Origin of the sequence: Gottfriedia sp. NPDC057948 (genome assembly GCF_042887255.1) — a bacterium.
Classification (GTDB): Bacteria; Bacillota; Bacilli; order Bacillales; family Bacillaceae_G; genus Gottfriedia.
On sequence record NZ_JBHVPN010000028.1, the window covers coordinates 21932 to 43249 of the forward strand.

General features: G+C 31.7%; 23 protein-coding genes and 2 pseudogenes. 11 read left to right on the plus strand and 14 right to left on the minus strand.

Annotated elements, in window-relative coordinates:
- Positions 1–7 precede the first annotated feature (7 nt).
- Positions 8–1294, plus strand: coding sequence for a glycosyl hydrolase family 18 protein (locus tag ACFVRR_RS23220; protein WP_387333061.1), 1287 nt, complete (start codon positions 8–10; stop codon positions 1292–1294).
- A gap of 53 nt (positions 1295–1347) precedes the next feature.
- Here the strand turns inward: ACFVRR_RS23220 and tlp are convergent, their stop codons facing one another.
- From tlp to acnA, 5 genes are all read right to left on the minus strand, one after another.
- Positions 1348–1581, minus strand: coding sequence for a small acid-soluble spore protein Tlp (gene tlp, locus ACFVRR_RS23225; protein WP_069032372.1), 234 nt, complete (start codon positions 1579–1581; stop codon positions 1348–1350).
- A 42-nt stretch (positions 1582–1623) separates the two neighbouring features.
- The gene (locus tag ACFVRR_RS23230) at positions 1624–1764 is read right to left on the minus strand and encodes an acid-soluble spore protein N (protein WP_056476763.1); all 141 of its coding nucleotides are present in this window, start codon (positions 1762–1764) and stop codon (positions 1624–1626) included.
- 329 nt (positions 1765–2093) lie between these two features.
- Positions 2094–2231, minus strand: coding sequence for an FbpB family small basic protein (locus ACFVRR_RS23235; protein WP_082459651.1), 138 nt, complete (start codon positions 2229–2231; stop codon positions 2094–2096).
- A 72-nt stretch (positions 2232–2303) separates the two neighbouring features.
- Complete coding sequence (locus tag ACFVRR_RS23240) at positions 2304–2855, minus strand: TlpA family protein disulfide reductase (RefSeq protein WP_098427423.1); 552 nt, start codon at positions 2853–2855, stop codon at positions 2304–2306.
- 389 nt (positions 2856–3244) lie between these two features.
- Entirely contained in the window at positions 3245–5971 is a 2727-nt protein-coding gene (acnA, locus tag ACFVRR_RS23245; protein ID WP_387333064.1) for an aconitate hydratase AcnA, read from the minus strand.
- Between the two features lie 422 nt (positions 5972–6393).
- On the opposite strand from acnA, the pseudogene ACFVRR_RS23250 reads away from it, so the two are divergent.
- The 3 genes and pseudogenes from ACFVRR_RS23250 to ACFVRR_RS23260 form a co-directional block, all read left to right on the plus strand.
- A pseudogene (locus tag ACFVRR_RS23250) lies at positions 6394–6594 on the plus strand (FxLYD domain-containing protein); the annotation flags it as partial.
- A 107-nt stretch (positions 6595–6701) separates the two neighbouring features.
- Entirely contained in the window at positions 6702–6935 is a 234-nt protein-coding gene (locus ACFVRR_RS23255; RefSeq protein ID WP_387333066.1) for a hypothetical protein, read from the plus strand.
- Between the two features lie 454 nt (positions 6936–7389).
- Complete coding sequence (locus ACFVRR_RS23260) at positions 7390–7740, plus strand: hypothetical protein (protein WP_387333067.1); 351 nt, start codon at positions 7390–7392, stop codon at positions 7738–7740.
- Between the two features lie 932 nt (positions 7741–8672).
- On the opposite strand, the gene ACFVRR_RS23265 is transcribed toward ACFVRR_RS23260, so the two are convergent.
- Both ACFVRR_RS23265 and ACFVRR_RS23270 read right to left on the minus strand, forming a co-directional pair.
- Positions 8673–8852, minus strand: a complete 180-nt coding sequence (locus tag ACFVRR_RS23265; protein WP_387333084.1) for a peptidoglycan-binding domain-containing protein — start codon at positions 8850–8852, stop codon at positions 8673–8675.
- A 39-nt stretch (positions 8853–8891) separates the two neighbouring features.
- A pseudogene (locus tag ACFVRR_RS23270) lies at positions 8892–9281 on the minus strand (M15 family metallopeptidase); the annotation flags it as partial.
- A 387-nt stretch (positions 9282–9668) separates the two neighbouring features.
- Here ACFVRR_RS23270 and sspO point away from each other — a divergent pair.
- From sspO to ACFVRR_RS23285, 3 genes are all read left to right on the plus strand, one after another.
- Positions 9669–9815: a small acid-soluble spore protein O gene (gene sspO / locus ACFVRR_RS23275; RefSeq protein WP_248266113.1), complete on the plus strand. Its 147-nt coding sequence runs from the start codon at positions 9669–9671 to the stop codon at positions 9813–9815.
- A gap of 666 nt (positions 9816–10481) precedes the next feature.
- Positions 10482–10616, plus strand: coding sequence for a small acid-soluble spore protein P (locus ACFVRR_RS23280; protein ID WP_084006741.1), 135 nt, complete (start codon positions 10482–10484; stop codon positions 10614–10616).
- A 34-nt stretch (positions 10617–10650) separates the two neighbouring features.
- Positions 10651–10809 carry a YfhD family protein gene (locus ACFVRR_RS23285; protein ID WP_387333070.1) on the plus strand — a complete coding sequence of 53 codons (159 nt, stop codon included), beginning with the start codon at positions 10651–10653 and terminating at the stop codon, positions 10807–10809.
- A gap of 241 nt (positions 10810–11050) precedes the next feature.
- On the opposite strand, the gene ACFVRR_RS23290 is transcribed toward ACFVRR_RS23285, so the two are convergent.
- Positions 11051–11755 (minus strand): DsbA family protein, encoded by a 705-nt coding sequence (locus ACFVRR_RS23290; protein WP_387333072.1) that lies wholly within the window; start codon positions 11753–11755, stop codon positions 11051–11053.
- A 392-nt stretch (positions 11756–12147) separates the two neighbouring features.
- Positions 12148–12699, minus strand: a complete 552-nt coding sequence (locus ACFVRR_RS23295; RefSeq protein WP_098565705.1) for an NADPH-dependent FMN reductase — start codon at positions 12697–12699, stop codon at positions 12148–12150.
- Between the two features lie 618 nt (positions 12700–13317).
- Here ACFVRR_RS23295 and ACFVRR_RS23300 point away from each other — a divergent pair.
- Positions 13318–13821, plus strand: coding sequence for a hypothetical protein (locus ACFVRR_RS23300; protein ID WP_387333074.1), 504 nt, complete (start codon positions 13318–13320; stop codon positions 13819–13821).
- A 166-nt stretch (positions 13822–13987) separates the two neighbouring features.
- Here the strand turns inward: ACFVRR_RS23300 and ACFVRR_RS23305 are convergent, their stop codons facing one another.
- Entirely contained in the window at positions 13988–14137 is a 150-nt protein-coding gene (locus ACFVRR_RS23305) for a hypothetical protein (protein ID WP_091021567.1), read from the minus strand.
- A 227-nt stretch (positions 14138–14364) separates the two neighbouring features.
- Positions 14365–14835: a hypothetical protein gene (locus ACFVRR_RS23310; protein WP_387333076.1), complete on the minus strand. Its 471-nt coding sequence runs from the start codon at positions 14833–14835 to the stop codon at positions 14365–14367.
- Positions 14836–15021: 186 nt separating this feature from the next.
- On the opposite strand from ACFVRR_RS23310, the gene ACFVRR_RS23315 reads away from it, so the two are divergent.
- Positions 15022–15453, plus strand: coding sequence for a DUF2621 family protein (locus ACFVRR_RS23315; RefSeq protein ID WP_097977842.1), 432 nt, complete (start codon positions 15022–15024; stop codon positions 15451–15453).
- A 29-nt stretch (positions 15454–15482) separates the two neighbouring features.
- Here ACFVRR_RS23315 and ACFVRR_RS23320 read toward each other — a convergent pair whose 3' ends face one another.
- Positions 15483–15962, minus strand: coding sequence for a CcdC family protein (locus ACFVRR_RS23320; protein WP_387333086.1), 480 nt, complete (start codon positions 15960–15962; stop codon positions 15483–15485).
- A gap of 217 nt (positions 15963–16179) precedes the next feature.
- Entirely contained in the window at positions 16180–16887 is a 708-nt protein-coding gene (locus ACFVRR_RS23325; RefSeq protein WP_097977844.1) for a cytochrome c biogenesis CcdA family protein, read from the minus strand.
- A gap of 619 nt (positions 16888–17506) precedes the next feature.
- Between ACFVRR_RS23325 and ACFVRR_RS23330 the strand changes: the two genes are divergently transcribed.
- Together ACFVRR_RS23330 and ACFVRR_RS23335 are read left to right on the plus strand one after the other, a co-directional pair.
- Positions 17507–18247, plus strand: a complete 741-nt coding sequence (locus ACFVRR_RS23330; RefSeq protein WP_387333078.1) for an AzlC family ABC transporter permease — start codon at positions 17507–17509, stop codon at positions 18245–18247.
- Positions 18244–18549, plus strand: a complete 306-nt coding sequence (locus tag ACFVRR_RS23335; RefSeq protein ID WP_387333080.1) for an AzlD domain-containing protein — start codon at positions 18244–18246, stop codon at positions 18547–18549. Before ACFVRR_RS23330 ends, ACFVRR_RS23335 begins: the two co-directional genes overlap by 4 nt.
- Positions 18550–18635: 86 nt before the next feature.
- On the opposite strand, the gene ACFVRR_RS23340 is transcribed toward ACFVRR_RS23335, so the two are convergent.
- The gene (locus tag ACFVRR_RS23340; RefSeq protein WP_387333082.1) at positions 18636–20525 is read right to left on the minus strand and encodes a S53 family peptidase; all 1890 of its coding nucleotides are present in this window, start codon (positions 20523–20525) and stop codon (positions 18636–18638) included.
- Positions 20526–21318 lie beyond the last annotated feature (793 nt).

Below are 21318 nucleotides of genomic sequence, written 5' to 3' on the forward strand. Positions count from 1 at the left end.
GATAAACTTGATGCAAATTCATGTTGTAAAAAGTGGAGAAACAGTAATGAGTATTGCAGATTTTTATGGAGTTGAACGCCAAGCACTCATTAATTCAAATGCTCTTGTAGCTCCTTATAAAATAATAAAAGGTCAATCGCTTGTTGTACCAACTACAGGAAACGAATATTTTGTTCAACCCGGTGATAACTTATATGATTTAGCTTTAACGTATGGTGTAACATCAAGTCAAATCGCAACTTTAAGTGGAATTAGTCCATATTCTTCATTAAATGTCGGCCAAAAGCTACATCTTCCACCACGGAAAAAAAGAAATATCGAATCAATTGGCTATTTACAACCTACTTCAAACCCAATTAGGCCAGCACTTGAAGAATCGGCTCGAACAGAAAGTAAGTTTTTAACTTATTTAGCTCATTTTAGCTTTGATGCAAAAAGAGACGGTACACTATCAGAACCGCCGCTTGGAAACATTCCTCAAATCGCAAAGGATAATCGCTGTATTTATATGATGGTTGTCTCTAATCTAGAAAATGGACAGTTTTCAACATCTCTAGCAACCGATATATTACAAAGTCCAGCAGTTCAAGATAAACTGATAAATACCATTATTAGTACTGCTAATAAATACGGATTTAGAGAAGTAAATATAGACTTTGAAGACGTTGCTTCAACTGCTCGTGTAGCTTATATTAATTTTTTAAATAAAGTAAAATCAAGGCTGCCTCAAGGATTCATTTTGAGTGCTACTTTAATCCCAAAAACAAGTTCACACCAAAAAGGTAGATTTTACGAAGCTCATGACTATGCTAACATAGGTAAAGTTGTCGACTTCGTTGTAATCATGACATATGATTGGGGCTGGCAAGGCGGTCCTCCTATGGCCGTATCACCGATTGATCAAGTTCGTAAAGTAATCAACTATGCAAAGACCGTCATTCCTGTACCAAAAATTGTAATGGGTCAAAATTTATATGGATTTGACTGGAAAGTTCCATTTAAACAAGGTACGATGGCTAAAGCATTAAGTGCAGAAGCTGCTACAAATTTAGCAATTCAAATGACAAACGAAATCCTTTTTGATAACAAAGCAAAAGCACCTCATTTCCGATATACAGAATCAAATGGTCAAAAACATGAAGTTTGGTTCGAAGATGCAAGATCAATTCAAGCCAAGTTTAACTTAATAAAAGAAGAGAATATACGAGGGATATCGTATTGGAAATTAGGATTACCTTTTATTCAAAATTGGGAACTTCTTGAAGCTAATTTTAATGTAGTTAAAAGAGCATAAAGAAAAGCTAGGTATTTATGAGGCTAACTCAAAATACCTAGCTTATTTTTTAATTAGTCATTCGTATTATTAAATGCTTGTTCGTCTTTTAGTTCACTTTCTAATGCTGCTATAGCTTCCTCGCGACGTTGATTTTTAGCTAATGCATTTTGACGATCTTGTTCATTTCCGAATTTCATTGAAGCTTCTGCTTCGTTAATATTTTCCCTCGTATTGTTTATATTATCTTGAATTTTTCTTGCATTATCACTACGATCATCTGGCTTCGGTGTATTTGTATATTCCATCAAAATCACTCCATTTTAAAATTTGTTTTTTTGTTGTGGATTTTACCCGTTATCTACAATTGGTTGTTTGCCAGTAGGATCTTTATACTGCATTTGTTTACCTTTATTCCCACCAGCTGCTTTGTTTTGAGTACCTATATGATTTGGTACAAAATCTTTAGGATGTTTTTTTGGATTTCCCATTTTATCGCCCCCTAGCGATAGTATGAGTATTGTTGCTGTAAATATGTAAAAGGAAATTAAAAAATGACCAATTTTGACAACAAAAAAAGAAGGAAATAATTCCTTCTCTCAGCGTGTAGACAAAGTTCTAAAAACTTGATTTTCAGACTGATTGCAAGCGTTTGTCTTTCGAGGCGCGAAGCCTGGTGAGGAGCGGAGTTACCCTAGTCGGTAATGAGCACCGCAGACAGGCGAAGCAACGAAGAAAGCGAGCGTTTGGCGGGCAGTCTGAAAGAAGGAAATAACTCCTTCTCTTGTATAAACAAATTCAATTTTCGAAACTGACTAATTTACTCCGCTTTAGCTTTTCTTTCTAAACGTTCTTCTAGTCGATCATATATTTTATTCAAAGCTTCTTCATCATTTAATAGAGAATTTTTATTTTCAAGAATTAATTCTTGAAACGATTTATGTCTTTTCTTTCTCAAAACAATCACCTCTTCTTTTTATGATAGTATTGCCAAAAAAAAGAGTTTTCTTACATTTTAGTAAATTTTTTCTTATTTTAAAAATGCATTTAATTGTTTTTCAGTTAATGGTCCAATTTGCTTAAAAACTACTTCTCCATTCGGATTAATAAAGTATGTAGTTGGTATTGAAATCACACCATATTTACGAAAATTATCACCGTTTTCATCAATTAAAATTCGATAATTCATACTATTTTTATTAACAAAGTTCTTGATAAAATTTAAATCCTTTTTCTCGCCAATATAATCCGCAACACCGATCATTTCAATATCCTTATGCTCTTGATGGAATTTCTCTAATGCTGGTATCTCGTCTTGACATGGAGGACACCAAGTAGCCCAAAAGTTTAAGATTACTTTTTTACCTTTAAACGAAGACAAATTAACCTTCTTTTCATCTAAAGTCATCAATTGTATATCAGGTGCCTGCTGTCCAACTTGAACACCTAATTTTTGAATTGAAGCAATATAAGCATCATTATTGTTACTGACTTTTTTCTCTTCTTCTTTTTTCTCATATAATTGAAAAATTGAATATCCTAGCGCTACTAATAGAATCAGCAAAGGAATTACTTTTTTCATACAAATCACCCTTTTAATGAACTATCTCTATTTAACCATAATAAATACAAAAGTGGAACAAGCTCGCATTGTTCTTAAACAATATCTTTTTGGAATATCTTTTACATACTATTTTCCATTCAAATTATCTTAATGTAGATCCACTTTTTTAATATTTTTTACAAGAATGCCTCATTAATTCGTAAATTTTTTATCCATTTAGTACATTTGGGTGTATGGCTGATCGTTTCTGTCCGATTAATTACTGTAATTCGGGTATTAATTGTGATTCCTGGTTTTTATTTGCGATTCCTGATTTTTAATTGCGATTCAACAGTTTTAATCGCAATGTCACCTACCCAAAATCAAAAAAAAACACGGTCCAATAAAGACCGTGCTTTCCATATAAATTAATGAGTTACTTTAGAGTTATTTAATTTGTCACGTAATACCATTTGTAAGATACCACCATGACGGTAGTAGTCGATTTCAACTTCACTGTCGAAACGAGCAACTACTTCAAATTCAGCAGTTGTGCCGTCTTCTTTTGTTGCAGTAACTTTTACAAGATCACGTGGTTTAACATTCTCATCTACATTAACAGCAAATATTTCTTTACCTGTTAATCCAAATGTTTCAGCATTTTCGCCATCTTTAAATTGAAGTGGTAAAACACCCATTAATACTAGGTTACTTCTGTGAATACGCTCGAAGCTTTCAGCAAGAACTGTTTTGATCCCTAAAAGATTTGTTCCTTTAGCAGCCCAGTCACGAGAACTTCCCATACCGTAGTCATTTCCAGCTAAGATCATTAATCCAGTACCATCTTCTTTATAACGCATTGCTGCATCATAAATTGACATTACTTCGCCAGTTGGCCAGTAAGTAGTATATCCACCTTCTGTACCTGGAGCGATTTGGTTACGGATACGGATATTAGCAAATGTACCACGCATCATTACATCGTGGTTACCACGACGAGAGCCGTATGAGTTAAAGTCTACAGGTTTAACACCTTTACTTTGTAAGTAAAGTCCTGCAGGAGTTGTTTTACCAATTGAACCAGCTGGTGAGATGTGGTCAGTTGTTACTGAATCACCGAATTTACCAACGATTTTTAAACCAGCTAATGGTTTAACTATGCCTGGCTCTTTTGATAATCCTTCAAAGAATGGAGGATTTGCGATATAAGTTGATTCGCTATCCCATTTGTATAAAGAATCATCAGTTGTTTGAATTTCGTTCCAACGTTTGTTATCTTCAAATACTCTTTCGTATTCTTTTTTGAATAATTCAGGAGTAACTGTAGATGCAACTACTTCTTGAACTTCTGCAGATGTTGGCCAAATATCTTTTAAGAAAACATCGTTTCCATCTTTATCTTGACCGATTGGTTCAACAGAGAAGTCGATATTTACATTACCTGCTAACGCGTAAGCAACTACTAATGGTGGTGATGCTAAGTAGTTACCTTTAACTTGAGGATGAATACGTCCTTCAAAGTTACGGTTACCAGAAAGTACAGATGTTACTAACATATCATTATCAGCAATAGCTGCTTCCATTTCAGGAGCTAATGGACCTGAGTTACCGATACATGTAGTACATCCATAACCAACGATGTTAAATCCTAATTGATTTAAGAAAGGAATTAAGCCAGCTTCTTGTAAATATCCACTAACTACTTTAGATCCCGGAGCTAATGAAGTTTTTACATAAGCAGGTACTGTTAAACCTTTTTCAACAGCTTTTTTAGCTACTAAACCAGCACCTAACATAACGTATGGGTTTGAAGTATTTGTACAACTTGTGATTGCTGCGATTGCTACTGCACCAGTTTTAAAAATTGTTTCAGTACCGTTTTCAAATTTAACGTTTACCTCTTTATTTAATGCTTCATCAGTTAAACCGAATCCTGCATTACCCATTGGAGCAGAAACTGCTGCTTGGAATGCTTTTTTCATTTCAGATAATGGAATTAAATCTTGTGGACGTTTTGGACCAGAAAGATTTGATTCAATTTCTGAAAGATTGATTTCTACTAAATCAGTAAATGTAGGATCTTCTAAGTCAGTTGTATAGAATAAATCATTAGCTCTGCAGTATGCTTCAACTAATTGAATTTGCTCTTCAGAACGACCTGTTAAACGTAAGTAGTTAAGTGCCTCAGCATCAACTGGGAAGAATCCACATGTTGCACCGTATTCAGGAGCCATGTTTGCAATTGTAGCACGGTCTGCTAAAGGCATGCTTTGTAAACCTGGTCCAAAGAACTCAACAAATTTATTTACTACACCTTTTTTACGTAAAACTTCAGTAACTTTTAACGCAACATCAGTTGCAGTTGTTCCACTTGGTAAAGCACCGACTAATTTAACACCGATAACTTCTGGAACTGGGAAATATGATGGTTGACCAAGCATTCCTGCTTCAGCTTCAATACCACCTACACCCCAACCTAATACACCAATACCATTAATCATAGTAGTATGTGAGTCAGTACCTACTAATGTATCAGGGAATGCAACAACTTCACCATCTTCATTTGCAATTGCATGTACTACATTTGCTAAGTATTCTAAGTTAACTTGGTGTACGATACCAGTTGCTGGTGGAACTGCACGATAGTTATTAAATGCTTTTTGAGCCCAGCTTAAGAATTGGTAACGCTCTTCGTTACGAGAAAATTCTAAATCCATATTGAAATCTAATGCATCCACTGAACCAGCTTTATCAACCATTACAGAGTGGTCAATTACTAGATCTACTGGAATTTCTGGATTAATTACTTCTGGGTCTCCACCCATATCTGCCATTGCCTTACGTAATGAAGCTAAGTCAACTACCGCTGGAACACCTGTGAAGTCTTGTAAAATAACACGAGAAGGTTTAAACGGAACATCTACATCTTGTAGCTCGCTTGTTCCCCATTTTGCTAAATTTTCAACATGATCTTTTGTAATTACTCTTCCATCTACTTGACGAAGAACTGATTCTAGTAACACTTTAATCGAATAAGGTAATTTACCGATTTTAGCTACTCCAGCTTCCTCAATTGCTTTTAAGCGATAATAATGATAAGTTTTATCGTTCGCAGTAAATGTCGAACGTGATTGGAAAACGTCATTTTTCCCCATGTTTTCTTCCCCCTATTAAGCAAAAAATGTCTGAATATATTTTATATCCAAACTTTTCAATACCTTACAATAATATATTATTACAATGTATATCATAAGTAAATAAGAAGTAACTTATCATTTGTAATAAGTATTACTTATGACCTTTTAAATCAAATAGGTCATTTAATAATACTTTACCCAATTATAATAACATTTAAATCAATATAATTCGTTTAAGTTTTTTGGAGTTCGTGAGCATTTTGTGAGCATTATGTGATTTTTCTAGGTGTGAGACTGTAAGAAATGTGAATCGAGTAGGAGGGAGTGACTAACTCCCCACCTCTCACACCACCGTACGTACGGCTCCGTATACGGCGGTTTTACAACCTCCTAAACCAGTTGTTAAAAAAGATGAATATTCATTCGATGTAACCTACACTTTTACAAATAAAAGTAAAATTGATTTTGATTATATTGAATTAGATTTAAATGTATATAAAAAAGGTACAAAACTAGACACCAATATGACTAATATTACGGATGTAAAAGCAGGTCAGACTTTTAAAATGACTGTACATTTATATCAAGATGGCACAGATCATTTTGATGTAAATACTTTAACTAATAGTGCTCTAGATTAACCTCCTATTCCTTTAGGGGTTATTTCTTATGTGTAATTCCTATGAGGTGTTGGCCATGTTCCCTCTTCACAAAAGAAAAAGATGTTATAATATTTTCAGGTGATTATATGATTAAAAAAGGGATATGTTTATTTTGCCTAAAAGAAACAGATGTTGCTCCGATATATAGTTGGGATGTAAAAGGTAGAACAAAATACTACTGTCAAGATCATTATTTTGAGGTTAAAACCTTTCACAACAAACAAAAAAGAGAATTTATCAAAGCTTTTGAGGATGAGAACGACAGAAAGAATTTAAGTAAAGAGAATTTGGAATTATATAATCGATTAATGAAAAAATAACCCTGAGCCATAAAGGTACAAGGTTTTCTTTTTATTGAACTGTTGTCCTTTTTTGTTGCTTTCGTTTACTTGCTTGGAATGATTGCATTTGACGGTTAGGCACGTGCGCATTGAGGATTGAAAATGGAATTGTGAAGGATTCGGCATTTTCGGTTCCAGATTAATAAATTATACATATAATATACTAGACTATTCTTGGATTCTCTTGGTAAAAAGACATCTACCCGTTCACTAAAGATGTCTTTTTTATTCCCACAAAAAATAATAACGAATTCATTATTGACTAAATATTTAAATAGTGAATTAGCATTAATATGGGTTAGTATGATAAGATTAGTTGAGTTCAGTTTTTATATTAGAAAGGAGAGCTAACTTTGAGGGCTCTAACCTTTAATATTTCAGAGGTTGATAATCCAAAATTTAAGAAAAGCCATCAGGCTAGGAGGAATTAAATTTGACTAAAATTGACCTACTGAAAGAATTTATTATCAATAAAAACTTAGAAATCGTAATATCTAAACCTACTAAAACCTATACAAATTTTTCATACAATGGATTTGATGCTGGAGCAGTTTACACCAACGACATATATAGAATATCAGCAGTTCGTGGATCAATGGTCGAAAGGATTTTCCGTAAACGCAAATACAAATTGAAAATGGCTAAAGATAACAACAACAACATAGTTGCCTTCTTTGATTTAGAACAAGCTGAAGATTTTATTCAGGTTAAAACACTTCTTTTAAATATAGCCAAATTAGTTAACAATGGACTTCGGGAAAGAATTAAACCTTCAATTAGCTAGATAGAAATCACGAAGGCTGCTTAAGCAGTCTTTTTTTATTTTGTTAATTAAAGGAATCTGCTATTAGTGTTAAAAACACACGAAATGTGAACTAATTGTGATTATACATTTAAGAAATGCTTGCATTACAAGCTTTTTTCCCTCATTTTTCATAAGTATTACTTATGACCTTTTAAATCAAAGTTACTATAATAATCTTTTACCCAATTATAACAAAGTTTATATCAATATAATTAACTTAAGTTTTTAAAAATTTGTGAACTTTAAGTTTTTTTTAAAAGGAATAAGACTGTAAAACGTGTGAATCAAATGCATTGAAAGGGATGCAAAGTATATAACTGACTAAAAAATAATTGCCCTGTATCTGAAAAGGACACAGGGTTTTATTTGAATTGAAATTGTTTTTGACCATTTTTCTTTTAATTCGAAATTATTTTTTTAGCGCTTTCACTTTTATCATGAGGCCTTTAGTTGACTGATTGAATTTTCTGTAACGACTGGCTTTCCTTTCCCATTTAGTAATATGTTTAAAATTGGGATCTTTTTAATGAAAAACGATAGTGAAATAGGGATTATTAATCCAATTGCAAAGTATATGGACCAATGTATCGTTCCTACAACATAAAGTTTATCTATAAATTTCAATGTTGCGATAGCAAATCCAACATGGAAAATTAAAATTATTATTCATTCTCTCCTAAAAAAGTAAAAAACTTTGTCGGTAATTTCATTATTTTTTATACTCCATTCGTTAAAGACTGCCTTTTTCGTATATAAGCTATATGTAACGTAATTCCAATTTGAATTGATTAGTCGCATATTAAAACAAACCCTGTACAATACTTATACAGGGTTTGAACTAAGTTTTATTTTTACAATTTAAATTTTCAAATGTTACTTTACTAAATTTAATAATAAGATTTTACCTTTTCTTAGACAAATAATTTTGTCCAAGTTTTTGGGCCAACTTTTCCATCTACGATCAGGTCTTTTTTCTTTTGAAAATTCCTTACTGCCCGATCCGTAATTGGACCGAAAATACCGTCTTCGGTAATTCCTAATTCTTTTTGAACTAATTTAATACTATTTCCTTTTGAACCTGATTTTAAGATCGTTCCTGGATATGAAGGAGGTTTAGACTCCCATACTTTATCAGTACCATATCCTTTGTATTCAAATTGTAAATGGGGCTCATCTACAAAGCTACTCCAGTCCCCACCCCATGTGAAGCCAATGGATTTAGCATAATTAATAGCCGATTTAAATGGTTCAGAATCGTATGAGTTCCACGCTTCTTTACCATTTACTATTGGAACAAAGTCTAATGCTTGACCTACAAGATGATATGACTTTCTAGTTTGGGACTTGCCATTATCAACTAGTACTTCTTGACGTTCCCTTGTTCGAGTCGTTTCGTAAATTAAAACATTGATATTATTTTTTATACAATAATTGTACCATTTTAAAGCAGCTTGCTTTGTATTTGGAGCTAGCTTATTTATATTTGATAAATTTCTTTCGTGATAAGTTGGATTTGTCATTTCTGATTTCTCCTTTTAAATAAATTTAAAAAGCCAACCTACTTAGGAAGACTTATCCCAGTAAATAACGCTTGCTTTCATACACTTCTAAATAAACATTAAATCGTACATATAAGCCAATATATTCACAAAGTTGAAATACCGTTTGAATAAATAGTCCAGTTTTTGAAACCATGTTAAATCCTGGACAATTCCCTCAACTATAAACATAAAAAATACCTAAGGTGCAGAGATTAAACAACTTAATAATGACACTCACATTATTTACCATTGAATTTTTAGGGTACTAAAAAAAAGATAGGAAAGAATATCGATTATAAAAGGCCGTTTTCAAACCAATTCATTAAAAGTGTTGGCGAAAATGCCCTTATATAAGGAGGAATAATCATGTCTAGACGTAAAAATATTTCTGGTAGCGGAATGTCAGCTTCAATCGAGCAAGGGAAAGCTGCTGGTTTTAAGGAAGAAACTGCACAAGAGCCACTTTCAGCTGATTATAAGTTAAACAATAAAAAGACAAAAAAAAGACAATAAAAAAATAGCAAGCAATTTGTATGAATTGCTTGCTATTTTTATGTTTTTGAATTATTACTCAAAATCATCTTTTCGCTTTCTTAAAATACCTTTATTCAGCGTCGATTGAGGCATTAAATAAATAATATCTCCTGTTCTTTTCGTATCTCTATTAACATTACTTTTTCTTCGATTATAGTATAGGAAAAAATTAATCACATTTTTTTGTCTCTTATTATATTGAATTTTCTTGAACAAAAGATAGAGTACGATCACACCCGAATATATAAGACAAACTGTTAGTATTTGCATAATCAGTATCAGTCTCCTCTTTCATTTTGACTATTACTAGTATTGGTCAAATTACTTGTTTCATACATCAAAAGAGTCAGACAAACTAAAAAAATTAACTTTTACTCTATTAATTTCTTAGATTTAATTGTTGTTTGTCGTTTTTTATTATGAAAAATAATTTTCTCAACATTCAATTTTTACAATTAATATTAGATGAATTAGATCATAAGAATACCTCCCTTTCATTAATTTATTTATATATATGGAAAATGGTTATTGAAAATTATTAGAAAAAAATGATTAAAACGCTTTCAATTATAAATTAGTAAATATTTCATTTTGGCATATTTTTTCGCTTACAACTAAAGCTATTTGTAAAGGAAGGTGACAAGAATGACAAACAAATCGTCAAAAAGAAATAGCCCAATTGACCATGAAAGTGGACAACCAAAACCACTAAGCGGTTCTCATAAAGTAAAGAACCAAAATCATACAAGACAGAAAAAACATAGTCACCACGATATGTAATTTAAATTAATTAGTTAAAATGGAGGGGTTTAATTTGAAGAATAAGAAAAGTACTTACAATTCTAATTTTAATAAGAATGTAAAGCCTGACGGACTTGATGTCGAGTATTCAGCGGAATTAGCAGATCATGAAGATATAGAGGCACAAGAACGTTCAGCTCAAGCAGATGCACGTGTAAAGAAAAAAATGTAATTTGTATTATCTAAACAAATAAAGGTATGCGATTTTTTCGCGTACCTTTCAGACTGCCCGCCGAACGCACGCTTTCTTCGTTGCTTCGCCTGCCTGCGCGGTGCTCATTACCGTCGAGGGTAACTCCGCTCCTCACCAGGCTTCGCACCTCTAAAGACAAGCGCTTGCAATCAGTCTGAAAATCAAGTTAAAATTGTCCAACAAAAAAAGGTATACGGATACTTCCGCATACCTTTTTTAATTATTTGTTTATTTCAGCGTCAATTGCTGCTTTAATTGATTCTAAGCTAGGGTTGTCCACTGCTTTACCATTTACAAAAATTGTAGGTGTTCCGTTAACACCATAATGGTTAGCAATTGCAACATCGTTAGCAACTTGTTTCATTGCATCATTTTTGTATAAATCTTTTTTAAATTGTTTTTCGTCTAAATTGGGAATAACAGATTTCGCAATGCTTGCTAATTTATCAGGTGTAGCCCAAGTTGTTGTTTCATCTTCTTGTTTTAAATAGATTTGCTCTTGAAACTTCCAAAATGAATTTTTATGAGTTTTATAAACTACTTCTGATGCAAGTGCAGCTAAATTTGAATCCTTCGAAATAAACGGATAGTTAATAAATGAAAAATTGATTAAACCATTATCAATATAATCCGCTTTTAGTTCTGGAAAAACTACTTTATTCCATTGAGAACAAATTGGACATTTATAATCACCAAATTCCACAACTTCCACTTTTGCATCTTTATTGTTAAATGTTGGTTGATCCTTTGTGTCAAACCCATCAACTTTTACTTGATTTACTCCAGCAATTGTTGGATATACTTCTTCAGTTTTTTTATCTTGCAATTTAGAAACTAAAAATAATGCTCCAACTAAAACAACTATTCCAACAAATACAGAAATAGCAAATGTTTGATTACTATTAGATTTTTTCTTTTTACTCATTAGTGCTATATTCCCCCTACAATTATGTATTGTACATTATTGTAACATAAACTCTATAAGCCTAACTATTCATAACCCTCGTAATTGAAAATAATTCTTAATAAAAGATCATCCATATTCATAAAGTATCTTCTAAAGTATATAAGTATTTTTATTATTGAAATCTCTTTTTAATTTAAACAAAAATAAAGAGCATTTCTTATTACAAAGAAATGCTCTTATTTTAACATTTTAAAATTACCATTTGTTCAATTAAACTTTCATAACGTATGATTTAGTCGAACAACAAATAGTCAAACTCTTTTTTGCTATATGGCAGGATCGTGTTAAATGAGAATATCCGACACTTTTTTTAGCGTCTGATATTTTTTAACATAATCCCTTATCAATGACTATTGTCTCAAGGTTTTTAATGCACCACTCCAAGCAATAACTTGATCAAGCATTGCATTTACATTATTAAGATGTAAATCAGCTGGTTTGAAGGTAGTATAGTTTTCGAAATCGGTAAATAAGGACAGTGTAGGGTGAACACGAACATCTGCAATCATTAGCTCTCCCATTATTCCTCGTAAATGTTCAGCTGCACGGGCACCGCCAGTTGAACCATAACTTACGATACCTGCTGCTTTGTTATTCCAAGCTTCACGAGCGAGATCAAGTGCATTTTTTAAAGCTCCAGTTATACTGTGATTATATTCTTGAGCGATAAATACGAATCCATCCAAGCTGTTAAGTTTTTCGTTCCAAGCTGCAATTCCTGGTTCAGTTCCATCAGTAGTTCCTAAAAAAGGTAATTGATAATCAGCTATATCTACAATTTCATAGTTTGCATCTCCACGTTTGTCGGCAATTCCTTTAACCCATTCTCCCACTTGGGGGCTAACTCGTCCCTGTCTTGTACTACCTAAAATAATACCCACATTTAATTTTTCATTTGTCATTGTTTTTTCCTCCTATTTAGCTTATTTATTTTTCCAAATTTTTATGAACCAATTCCAATTCTCATATATAAATCAATTAGCTAATCTTTTTCTTCATTTGAGATAAATGATAAATTTTGAGAAATGGTTGGAACGTGTTTGGGAAAAATCTCGTCAAATAATGCTCTTCCTTCTTCATTCAGTACGACATACGATTTGGGTTAGGTTGTATTTCCACAAGACCTTTCATTTCTCGTGTAAGTAGATGTTCGCTTCATCGCTTGGCTTATATGTAGTTCGAACCAATTATGTATACACATTGTTTTTATAATCTTCGTTGGCTAATATTACCATAAATTAAAGATTTCTCTATCATAAGTAAATATTCCTTTTTATTCGAAATCTTAAATGAATTCTCTGCTTATTTTATAAATAAAAAAACCACATTTGCAGCTCTACATGAAGTAAATATTAAACTTCCATTCACTGTAGTGAAATGTTGGCTAAGGCATACACGTATGCCTCTTTTCGAGGTTTTTTTCCTAAGAATATGTTAAAAATTACTAGTCATGTGAAAGCTTGTTCCCCTTTATAATGAAAGATGATTTGGAAAATTGGAGGAGAATTATGTTTAAAATCATGCTATCAAGCTTTCAGCCGAGTAAGTACAATGAAGTGCTTCATTCGAAAAAACGAAGCATCATCGGTTACTATTTACTGGCAAGCTTCTTGTTAAGTGCGGGGTTATTTGAGCTCTTGATGAATTTCGATATAGCATCGGATACGACATCGTTATGGACGGTATTAGAAAATGGATTCGGAGATCATGCTGAGCTATTTCTACTGATTGTCATCCCGTTCATTGTACTAATCATTCCGTTGATGATGCCAGTCTTGTTTTCACTTGTTTATAAGTATGCTGCACGAAAAAAGGACATTCATTTATCGTATCGCCAGTGGTACAAATTATTTTTCGTTGGCGCGATCTCATTTACGTTTGTATCATTTATTGTAGAAATCATTGCCTTTTTGTTTGTGGACTTTTCATTGACATGGATTGAACGCGTTATGACCATTCTGTTTCTTACCTTTATGTACAAAGCCGGAAAAGCAGCGACAACAAAAAAAGAAACCGACAATTAAAAGAAAAATCTATATTGGAGTTTACTGAGGTACCCAAACAGCTAGTCTATTGATTCTTCCATTGAAATTTAGTCGGCAAATGGCTATCTGATGACGAATAATTTAAAAAAGTACTTCGAATAAAAAAACATAGGGAGATTTTAGTCTTCCTATGTTTTCATTCATATTATTTATCTGTTTGTTTTTGCTTATTTTTCAAATACTCCGCACGCATTTTTTCAAGTTGCTGCTTTTTATCAAATTTTGCAGGCGTCTGTTTTTCATGAAACTTTGACACAGCCATCTGACCTTTTGTATCCAATTGATATTTTCCCACTTTATTCACCTACTTTTCTATCCTTTAAAGAGAATCTATTCAACAAATATAATATACATTATTTTACTGAAGAAAACATTATTATAACGCTTAATCTTGCATATATCACTATAAACATTAAAAACTTAGTAAAATATTTCATCACCAATTGGTATTTATTTCATTGATCAATATTCTAAAAATGCAAAAAGCCAAGTCTACAATTAAATAAACTTGGCTTTCATTTATTAGTTATTTTTATTAACTAAAATAATCAATTCTTCATCAAATATAATGTCGGAATTTAAAATTAACAGTTCTCTTATAAAAGCTTTAGGATTTTCGAGGGTTAAAATAATTGGTTGCACTGACTCGTTAATATGAATTAATAAAGTTATTATTTCTTTATTTTTTCCATAAACTTCGACTAGTTGCTTTATTTCTGTAATATCATTGACCTTAAGTTTAACTGTTAGAATGCCTTTATGAATAATAATTTCATCCTTGATTAATACAATATCACTTCTTATTAGGCGGAAAACTGTAATGCTTAAAACAATTACGACTACAGCGATTTGTAGATAGGTCTTTAAATCATTTCCGTTTCCTACAAGCATTGATATTAACTTGTACAGGATGACCAGGAATATTGAACTGGCCGCCAAATAAAATAAAATACTTAGAAAAGTAAAGTGAGAAGAGAATTTAGTTTGTTTCACATTCTTTCGCCTCCTCTACGACTTTTTTCTTTATTTTTTCTACTATATGATTCAAATACTTAAAATGAAACTAGTACTTAAAAATAAATGGTCATTTTTTGACAAAAAACATATGTACTTGCTTGATACTTGTCATATTTTCTTACTATAATAGTGGTATGTTTACCTAATACAAGGAGGATACATATGTTTTCGTTCTTTTCTCAAATTATGATTGTCTTATGGACAATTTTCTTGTTAGGAATGATGTCAATCGGCGGATACTTTATGTTCAGAAAGTTTTTAAAAAGATTACCTAAAGAGGATGGGAAATCGATTTTAGATTGGCAGGAAGAATATTTACAACAAACAAGACATTTATGGTCAACTGAACAGAAAGAATTACTTGAAGAATTAGTAAAACCTGTTCCATCATTATTTAGAGATATAGCTCGAGATAAAATAGCAGGAAAAATTGGTGAGTTAGCTCTAATAGCTAACGCTCCGCAAATTACACAAGGTTTAATTATTGAAGGTTATATTAAAGCAACCCCTAAACGTGATCATGCATTTTTAGTTAAAACATTAAAGAAAAAGGAAATTGATTTTACTGATTATAAGCATTTACTTGCAAAATAAAAACGTGTACCGATTAGGTACACGTTTTTTCATGTAATAATTGTATTTGATGGAAGCTGTCTTCTCATTTTTTGATATGATTTGTACATTGCTAATCGCCAAGGAACAATCATTGAAAATGCTAATAAGAAGAACATACCACTTAATTGGCCTACATCGATTGAAGAACTTAAATATAACTTCATCACGATTCGAACTACTAATAATCCAAGTAGGATAAAGACAAATGCTTTTGATCTTTTTAAATAAATTTCATTATCTACAATCTCAAATTTAGATGTTTTAATTAAAAATAACGAAAAAAATACTCCCATACAAACAGCTTCTAATATTTCAGAACCTGTCAATCTAAACTCTGGTACTAAGTACATTAAAGCTCCACTACTCATAAAAAATGGAGGTAAAATTATTTTTTTAAGGTTTGTCGGCTTTTTAGCAGCTTTTAGTCTAACGAAAATTACTCCTAAAGCCATACAGGTTGCAAATACTGTGCTAAAAATTATACTCATATCTTTACTCATTTTTTTCACTACCTTTTTTCTCAATCTTAAAGAATAACAATTCTTATATGCATTGACTATTTTAAAAACTGATTACTACAGTTTTTGTGAATACAAAGCACTCTTTTTTTATCATATAAACTGATTATATAATACTGCTTCTACCACATCGATGCAAATCCAAAAACTTCAAATCCTGCATTTTTTTACAATGGAAATATAATGTTTAAAACCCAGTAAATCCACCAAAAAATCTAGTAAAATAAATTGTTATTTTAGTCAACCAATCAAAATATAACATGATTCCCATAATGATCATGATATATCCACCAAAAACGACGATTTTATGTGAATATTTTTTAATCCAACCTAGTGATCCTAAATAAAACGACAATACAAAAAATGGAATAGAAAATCCGAGTGTATATGCTAACATATAAAATAGACTTGAACCTGGGTTACTTACTGCAAGTGCAAATACTGAAGTTAAGATTGGTCCAGTACAAGGTGTCCAACCTGCAGCAAATGCTAATCCAATTAAAGTAGAACCTAGAAATCCTGAGGGACGTTTTGAAAATTGAAACCTTCGATCATTCATTAAAAACTTCGGTTGAAAAATACCCGTTACGACTAATCCTAGAAATACAATTAAAATCGCACCAACTTGACGAATAAAATCTTGATAACGCATAAAAAAAGAACCAACTATGGAAGTGCTAAAACCTAAAACAATAAAAATGATTGTAAAACCTAGTAAAAAGAACAAAGTATGTAGTAAAGTTTTACTTTTATGTATTCTTTTTTCATTTTGTAGATCACTTAAAGATACCCCTGTAATATACGATAAAAACGCTGGATAAATCGGTAGACAACATGGAGAAATAAAGGAGAGAAATCCCGCTCCAAATGCAATACCAATATTTAAATCCCCCATTAACTTACATCCCTTCTCATCTTTACATTCTAGATAATATTATAACAGAATTGCTTTTTATTTAGTATTAAAAGTAGTTAATAGACCGCATCATACACATATTTTAAGAATCTCTAATTATTCATTACCAAAAAATTGAAGAATAGTGATTAAATTGGAATATTTTCACTAAAATTTCGGCACACTTCTTAATAAACTAATTTATTATAAAGGTGGAAACATGTTTAAAAAAATATGGCCAAGTATTTTATTATTATTAATCCTTATCATTTATTACTGGAAAATATTACCGATAATTTATAAATATCATGAATAAGTCAAAATTTTTTATGATATTCCCAAAAACTCCTCCATTTAAATTTAACTACAAATGCTTTAATCTCATTAATGCTCCCAACTATTAAATAAATTAAATTTTTAGTATTATAAAAATTTTCTTAATTTTATAGTATAATCATATGACAATCTTTGATGGCCAATCGTTCTCCAAACAAATATGAATACGGAAATATATAGAGTGTCTGAAAACATTTTATATAACTGCCATCTCAACTTTAGAACACTTTATTGTTCTTTCTTACTAAAGGTTACTTTAATTGAAGGGAGTTTATAACTTAATATGTCTACTGTTTTGCAACAATCAAAAACTACAGATCCTAAAGAGAATCGTAGTAAGGAAATGAAGGAAGGATTTTTAGCGTCTGTTCCTTTAATTATTGGCTATTTGCCTGTTGCTTTTACGTTCGGATTAATTGCAAAGCAAGCTGACATTGATGTACTAAATACTCTTTCATTTAGTGTGCTAGTTTATGCAGGTGCTAGTCAGTTTATGGGTTTATCGATGTATTTGGCTGGTGTAAGTTTTTTTCAAATCTATATCGCTACATTTATTTTAAATTTTAGAAACTTTGTTATGAGTCTATCATTTAATCATCAATTTAAAACTCTACCATTTTGGCATAGAGTCTACTTATCGATCACACTAACTGATGAAAATTTTGCTGTAACTACTTTAGGTAAAAAAGGCAGCTCAGCGAGTTATTCGTCCATTTATTTGATTACATTACACACAATTGCTTATTGTACATGGATAAGTGGTACTATTTTAGGAGTAGTTTTTTCAAAACTTATTCCAAAGATAATTAGCGAAAGCATGGGAATTTCTTTATACGCTATGTTTATCGGGTTGTTAACCCCAGCCATACGTACAAATTGGAGAGCATGTTTAATCGTATTCGTGAGCATGCTTTTAAATTTCATCCTTTCAACTTTTTTAAGTCAAGGCTGGTCATTAATTTTGTCTTCCATCCTTGCTAGTTTACTTGCAATTGGTTTAATGAAAGGAGATCACAAAGAATGATTGTCTTTTTACTTGTTTTAGGTATGTGCTTAGTGACAATGATTCCCCGAATAATTCCGGTATTTATTGTTGATCGGATTCAATTTCCAAACTGGGTATCCTCCTGGTTAAAAGGTGTTCCATATGCAGCATTGGGTGCATTAATTTTCCCAGGAATATTGAGTGTTCAAAAAGGAAATATGAGCGTCGGCCTGATTGGTGGATTAGTTGCAATTATCTTATCATTACTTAGATTACATATCATTTTCGTTGTTTTTGGAGCAATCGGAACAGTTTTATTGATGAAGTTTTATTTAATTTAGTTATTTTTCTATATTCATAGGTTAGTTTCAACAATCAAATAACTACAAAAAAGTCGCAATAATATGCGACTTTTTCTTATTGAAATTTATTTTTCTGGAGTACTGAAATTATCGGCTAATTTTGCAACATCCGGGATTCCAAGTCCTGTAGCTTGGTTATAAAGCGTACCTGGTGTACCAGAATAGAATAGATTATCGTTTTGCGCGCCTGTTTTATTTAATGGTGTGAAAGGCGAAGAACTTTGTTGTGCAAAACGGTAAATTTGTGGATTCCAGAAACCAACTTGAGTGTTATCTGCGCTATTAATTAACGCCGATAATCCATTCAGTTGAGGTGATACGAAACTAGTTCCACCAAATACAGCATACCCGGAATTTGTTCCTGGTTTACCTGGTTCACTTAAATAAACGTAATAGCCAGTGTATGGATCTGCAGCCATTGATAAATCTGGAAGGTTACGGCCTGTACCTTGTCCTGAAATAACAGTAGGTTGTTTGTATGTGACATTTGATAAATCTGGTGAAATAGTAAACTCATCGACTGCAGTAAAACTGTTAACCCCACTTACACCTTTTTGATAATCTGGAGTTTCAAAATAAGTACTGAAACCACCACCACCACCATTAACTAATTTAGCATCTGGTAGTTTTCTAGCTTTGTAATAATCATGTAGATAATCCCAACCCCAAGCACGTTCTTCACCAACTTTGACATCGACACCTGTTGAATTAGAGTGGAATTGGAAAGGTAATGTTGTTCCACCTGCTACTGTGATGTACGGACTTGCTGCTGGGAAATCAGCTGTAAGTTTAAATACTTTATCTGAACCTCTAGTTTCATCATAAGCACCTGCATCACCAGCTGCTGCAAACATCGATATACCTTGTGCTGCTGCTTGCATAAACAATTGATTAAATGTGTCTTCATATTCTGGTGCTTCCATTTGTTGCTGTACGTATGAATCAATACTTAGTTCACTTGATCCCCAACTTACTGAAATTTGTTTTGCTACATTCTCATTAATTGCATTCGAAAACGCATCCACAAATCCAGTATCTGAGTTAGGACCTACATACACATTAATATTTGCATCAGGAGCAATTGCACCCGCTTGTTGAATATCTAATGTAGTTTCTTCATAACCATCCCAACCAGAACCGCCATCTACATCTTTTACTGAAATACGATTAGGCTTAGTTGTAATCCCCATATTATCCCAGAATTTATATGCATCATCAGTATTAAATTCCGCTAGAGTTACTATACCGATTGTTTGACCAGCACCAGTTGCTCCCTTTTTATAAAGCGGATCAACATTGTAATGACTTTGTAAATCTTGCGGTTTTAAACTAAGTGGACCAGTTGGTACATCCTTTTTATCTATTATTGCTGGTTGTTTAACAGCTCTTGATTCTAAATTCGAATAATTATTTAAACCTAAAATACATAAAATATTATCTGAAATTACTTTTGGTAAAGTTGGGTTCTTTTTAGTAGCATGAATGCTTTTACCTTTAAAACTAGCATATTTTAAATCGACACTTAAGGCTTTATTTAATTGAGCAACAGTTCCTGTTGCTGTAATCGTTAAATTATTTGCATGAACATCAGTTTTAATACCATAAGATTGCAAATAAGACTTAACAGAATGAATATAAGCTGGATTTGGTGCATATTTAGCTTTGAATTCATCAACACTTAAATATTTTCGATAATGAGGAGAGTATGGTGTAACAGTTTCCTTTATATATCTTTCTAAATCATCTTTGTTTTGAAGTTTCAAAACAAAATCGATTGATAATGTAGTATTCGGATCCATGTCTCCAAAATAATTTGTTCCATCTAAAACAGCAGCCCCAGTACCTTGAGCTACTTCCTTATTTACTTGTGCGGCTACTTTAAATGTTGGTGCATTAACTAATAATAAAGAACTTGCCGCTGCTACAGTCATTAATGGTTTTTTCCAGTTTTTCAAAGCATATTCCTCCTTGTTGTGTACGTAAAACTCCTAAATTATAAGACTAATATTTCAGAATAATAAATTTAATACCCCTTCATTTTCATATTAAATTTCAAAAATACTAAATTTATTCTCTGATATCGATTATAATTCTCGAAATAGTCTAAAAAAAGAAATATTATTCGATATAAAACGCTAAAAACCTCCAATTACCGAACAATTACAACAAATTCCGTAAAATTTTTAGTAATATTTTCCTTTTTCAAATAATACATAAAGAACCTTAATTAGAAAAAATTAATTAAGTTTTTACTTACAATTATTCTGTTTAACAAATTTTTAATTATTATAAAATAATAAACAATGAGTATAGTAAGCGAATTCCAGTAAAAATCGGTACTTTAACACTAAAATATCTTATTTCGCCCTACCTTCCTAATCTTCGAGACATACTATATTTGAACTATTATTAGAATTTCCCCCTATTCGTTTTCGTTACCATTCTACTATTTTTAAATAAACTAGTTTTATTATCAAATTAATAACTTATATAATGTAGAATTTACTAGTATAATTTAACACTTAAAACTGTAAACTTCAGATTCGTTTAATTTACCCTCCACTTTATAAATAGATTAATAATGAATTAATTTTTACTAATATCCTTCTGAATATAGTTCTATATAAAAAAAGCAGCTAGAAAATCTAGCTGCTTTTTCAGAGTGTTGAAAAATAACTTAGTCAATAGATCTAAGCATATAATTTTAGAAAAAATCCCCTTTGTAGGAAAATTATTACTACAAGGGGG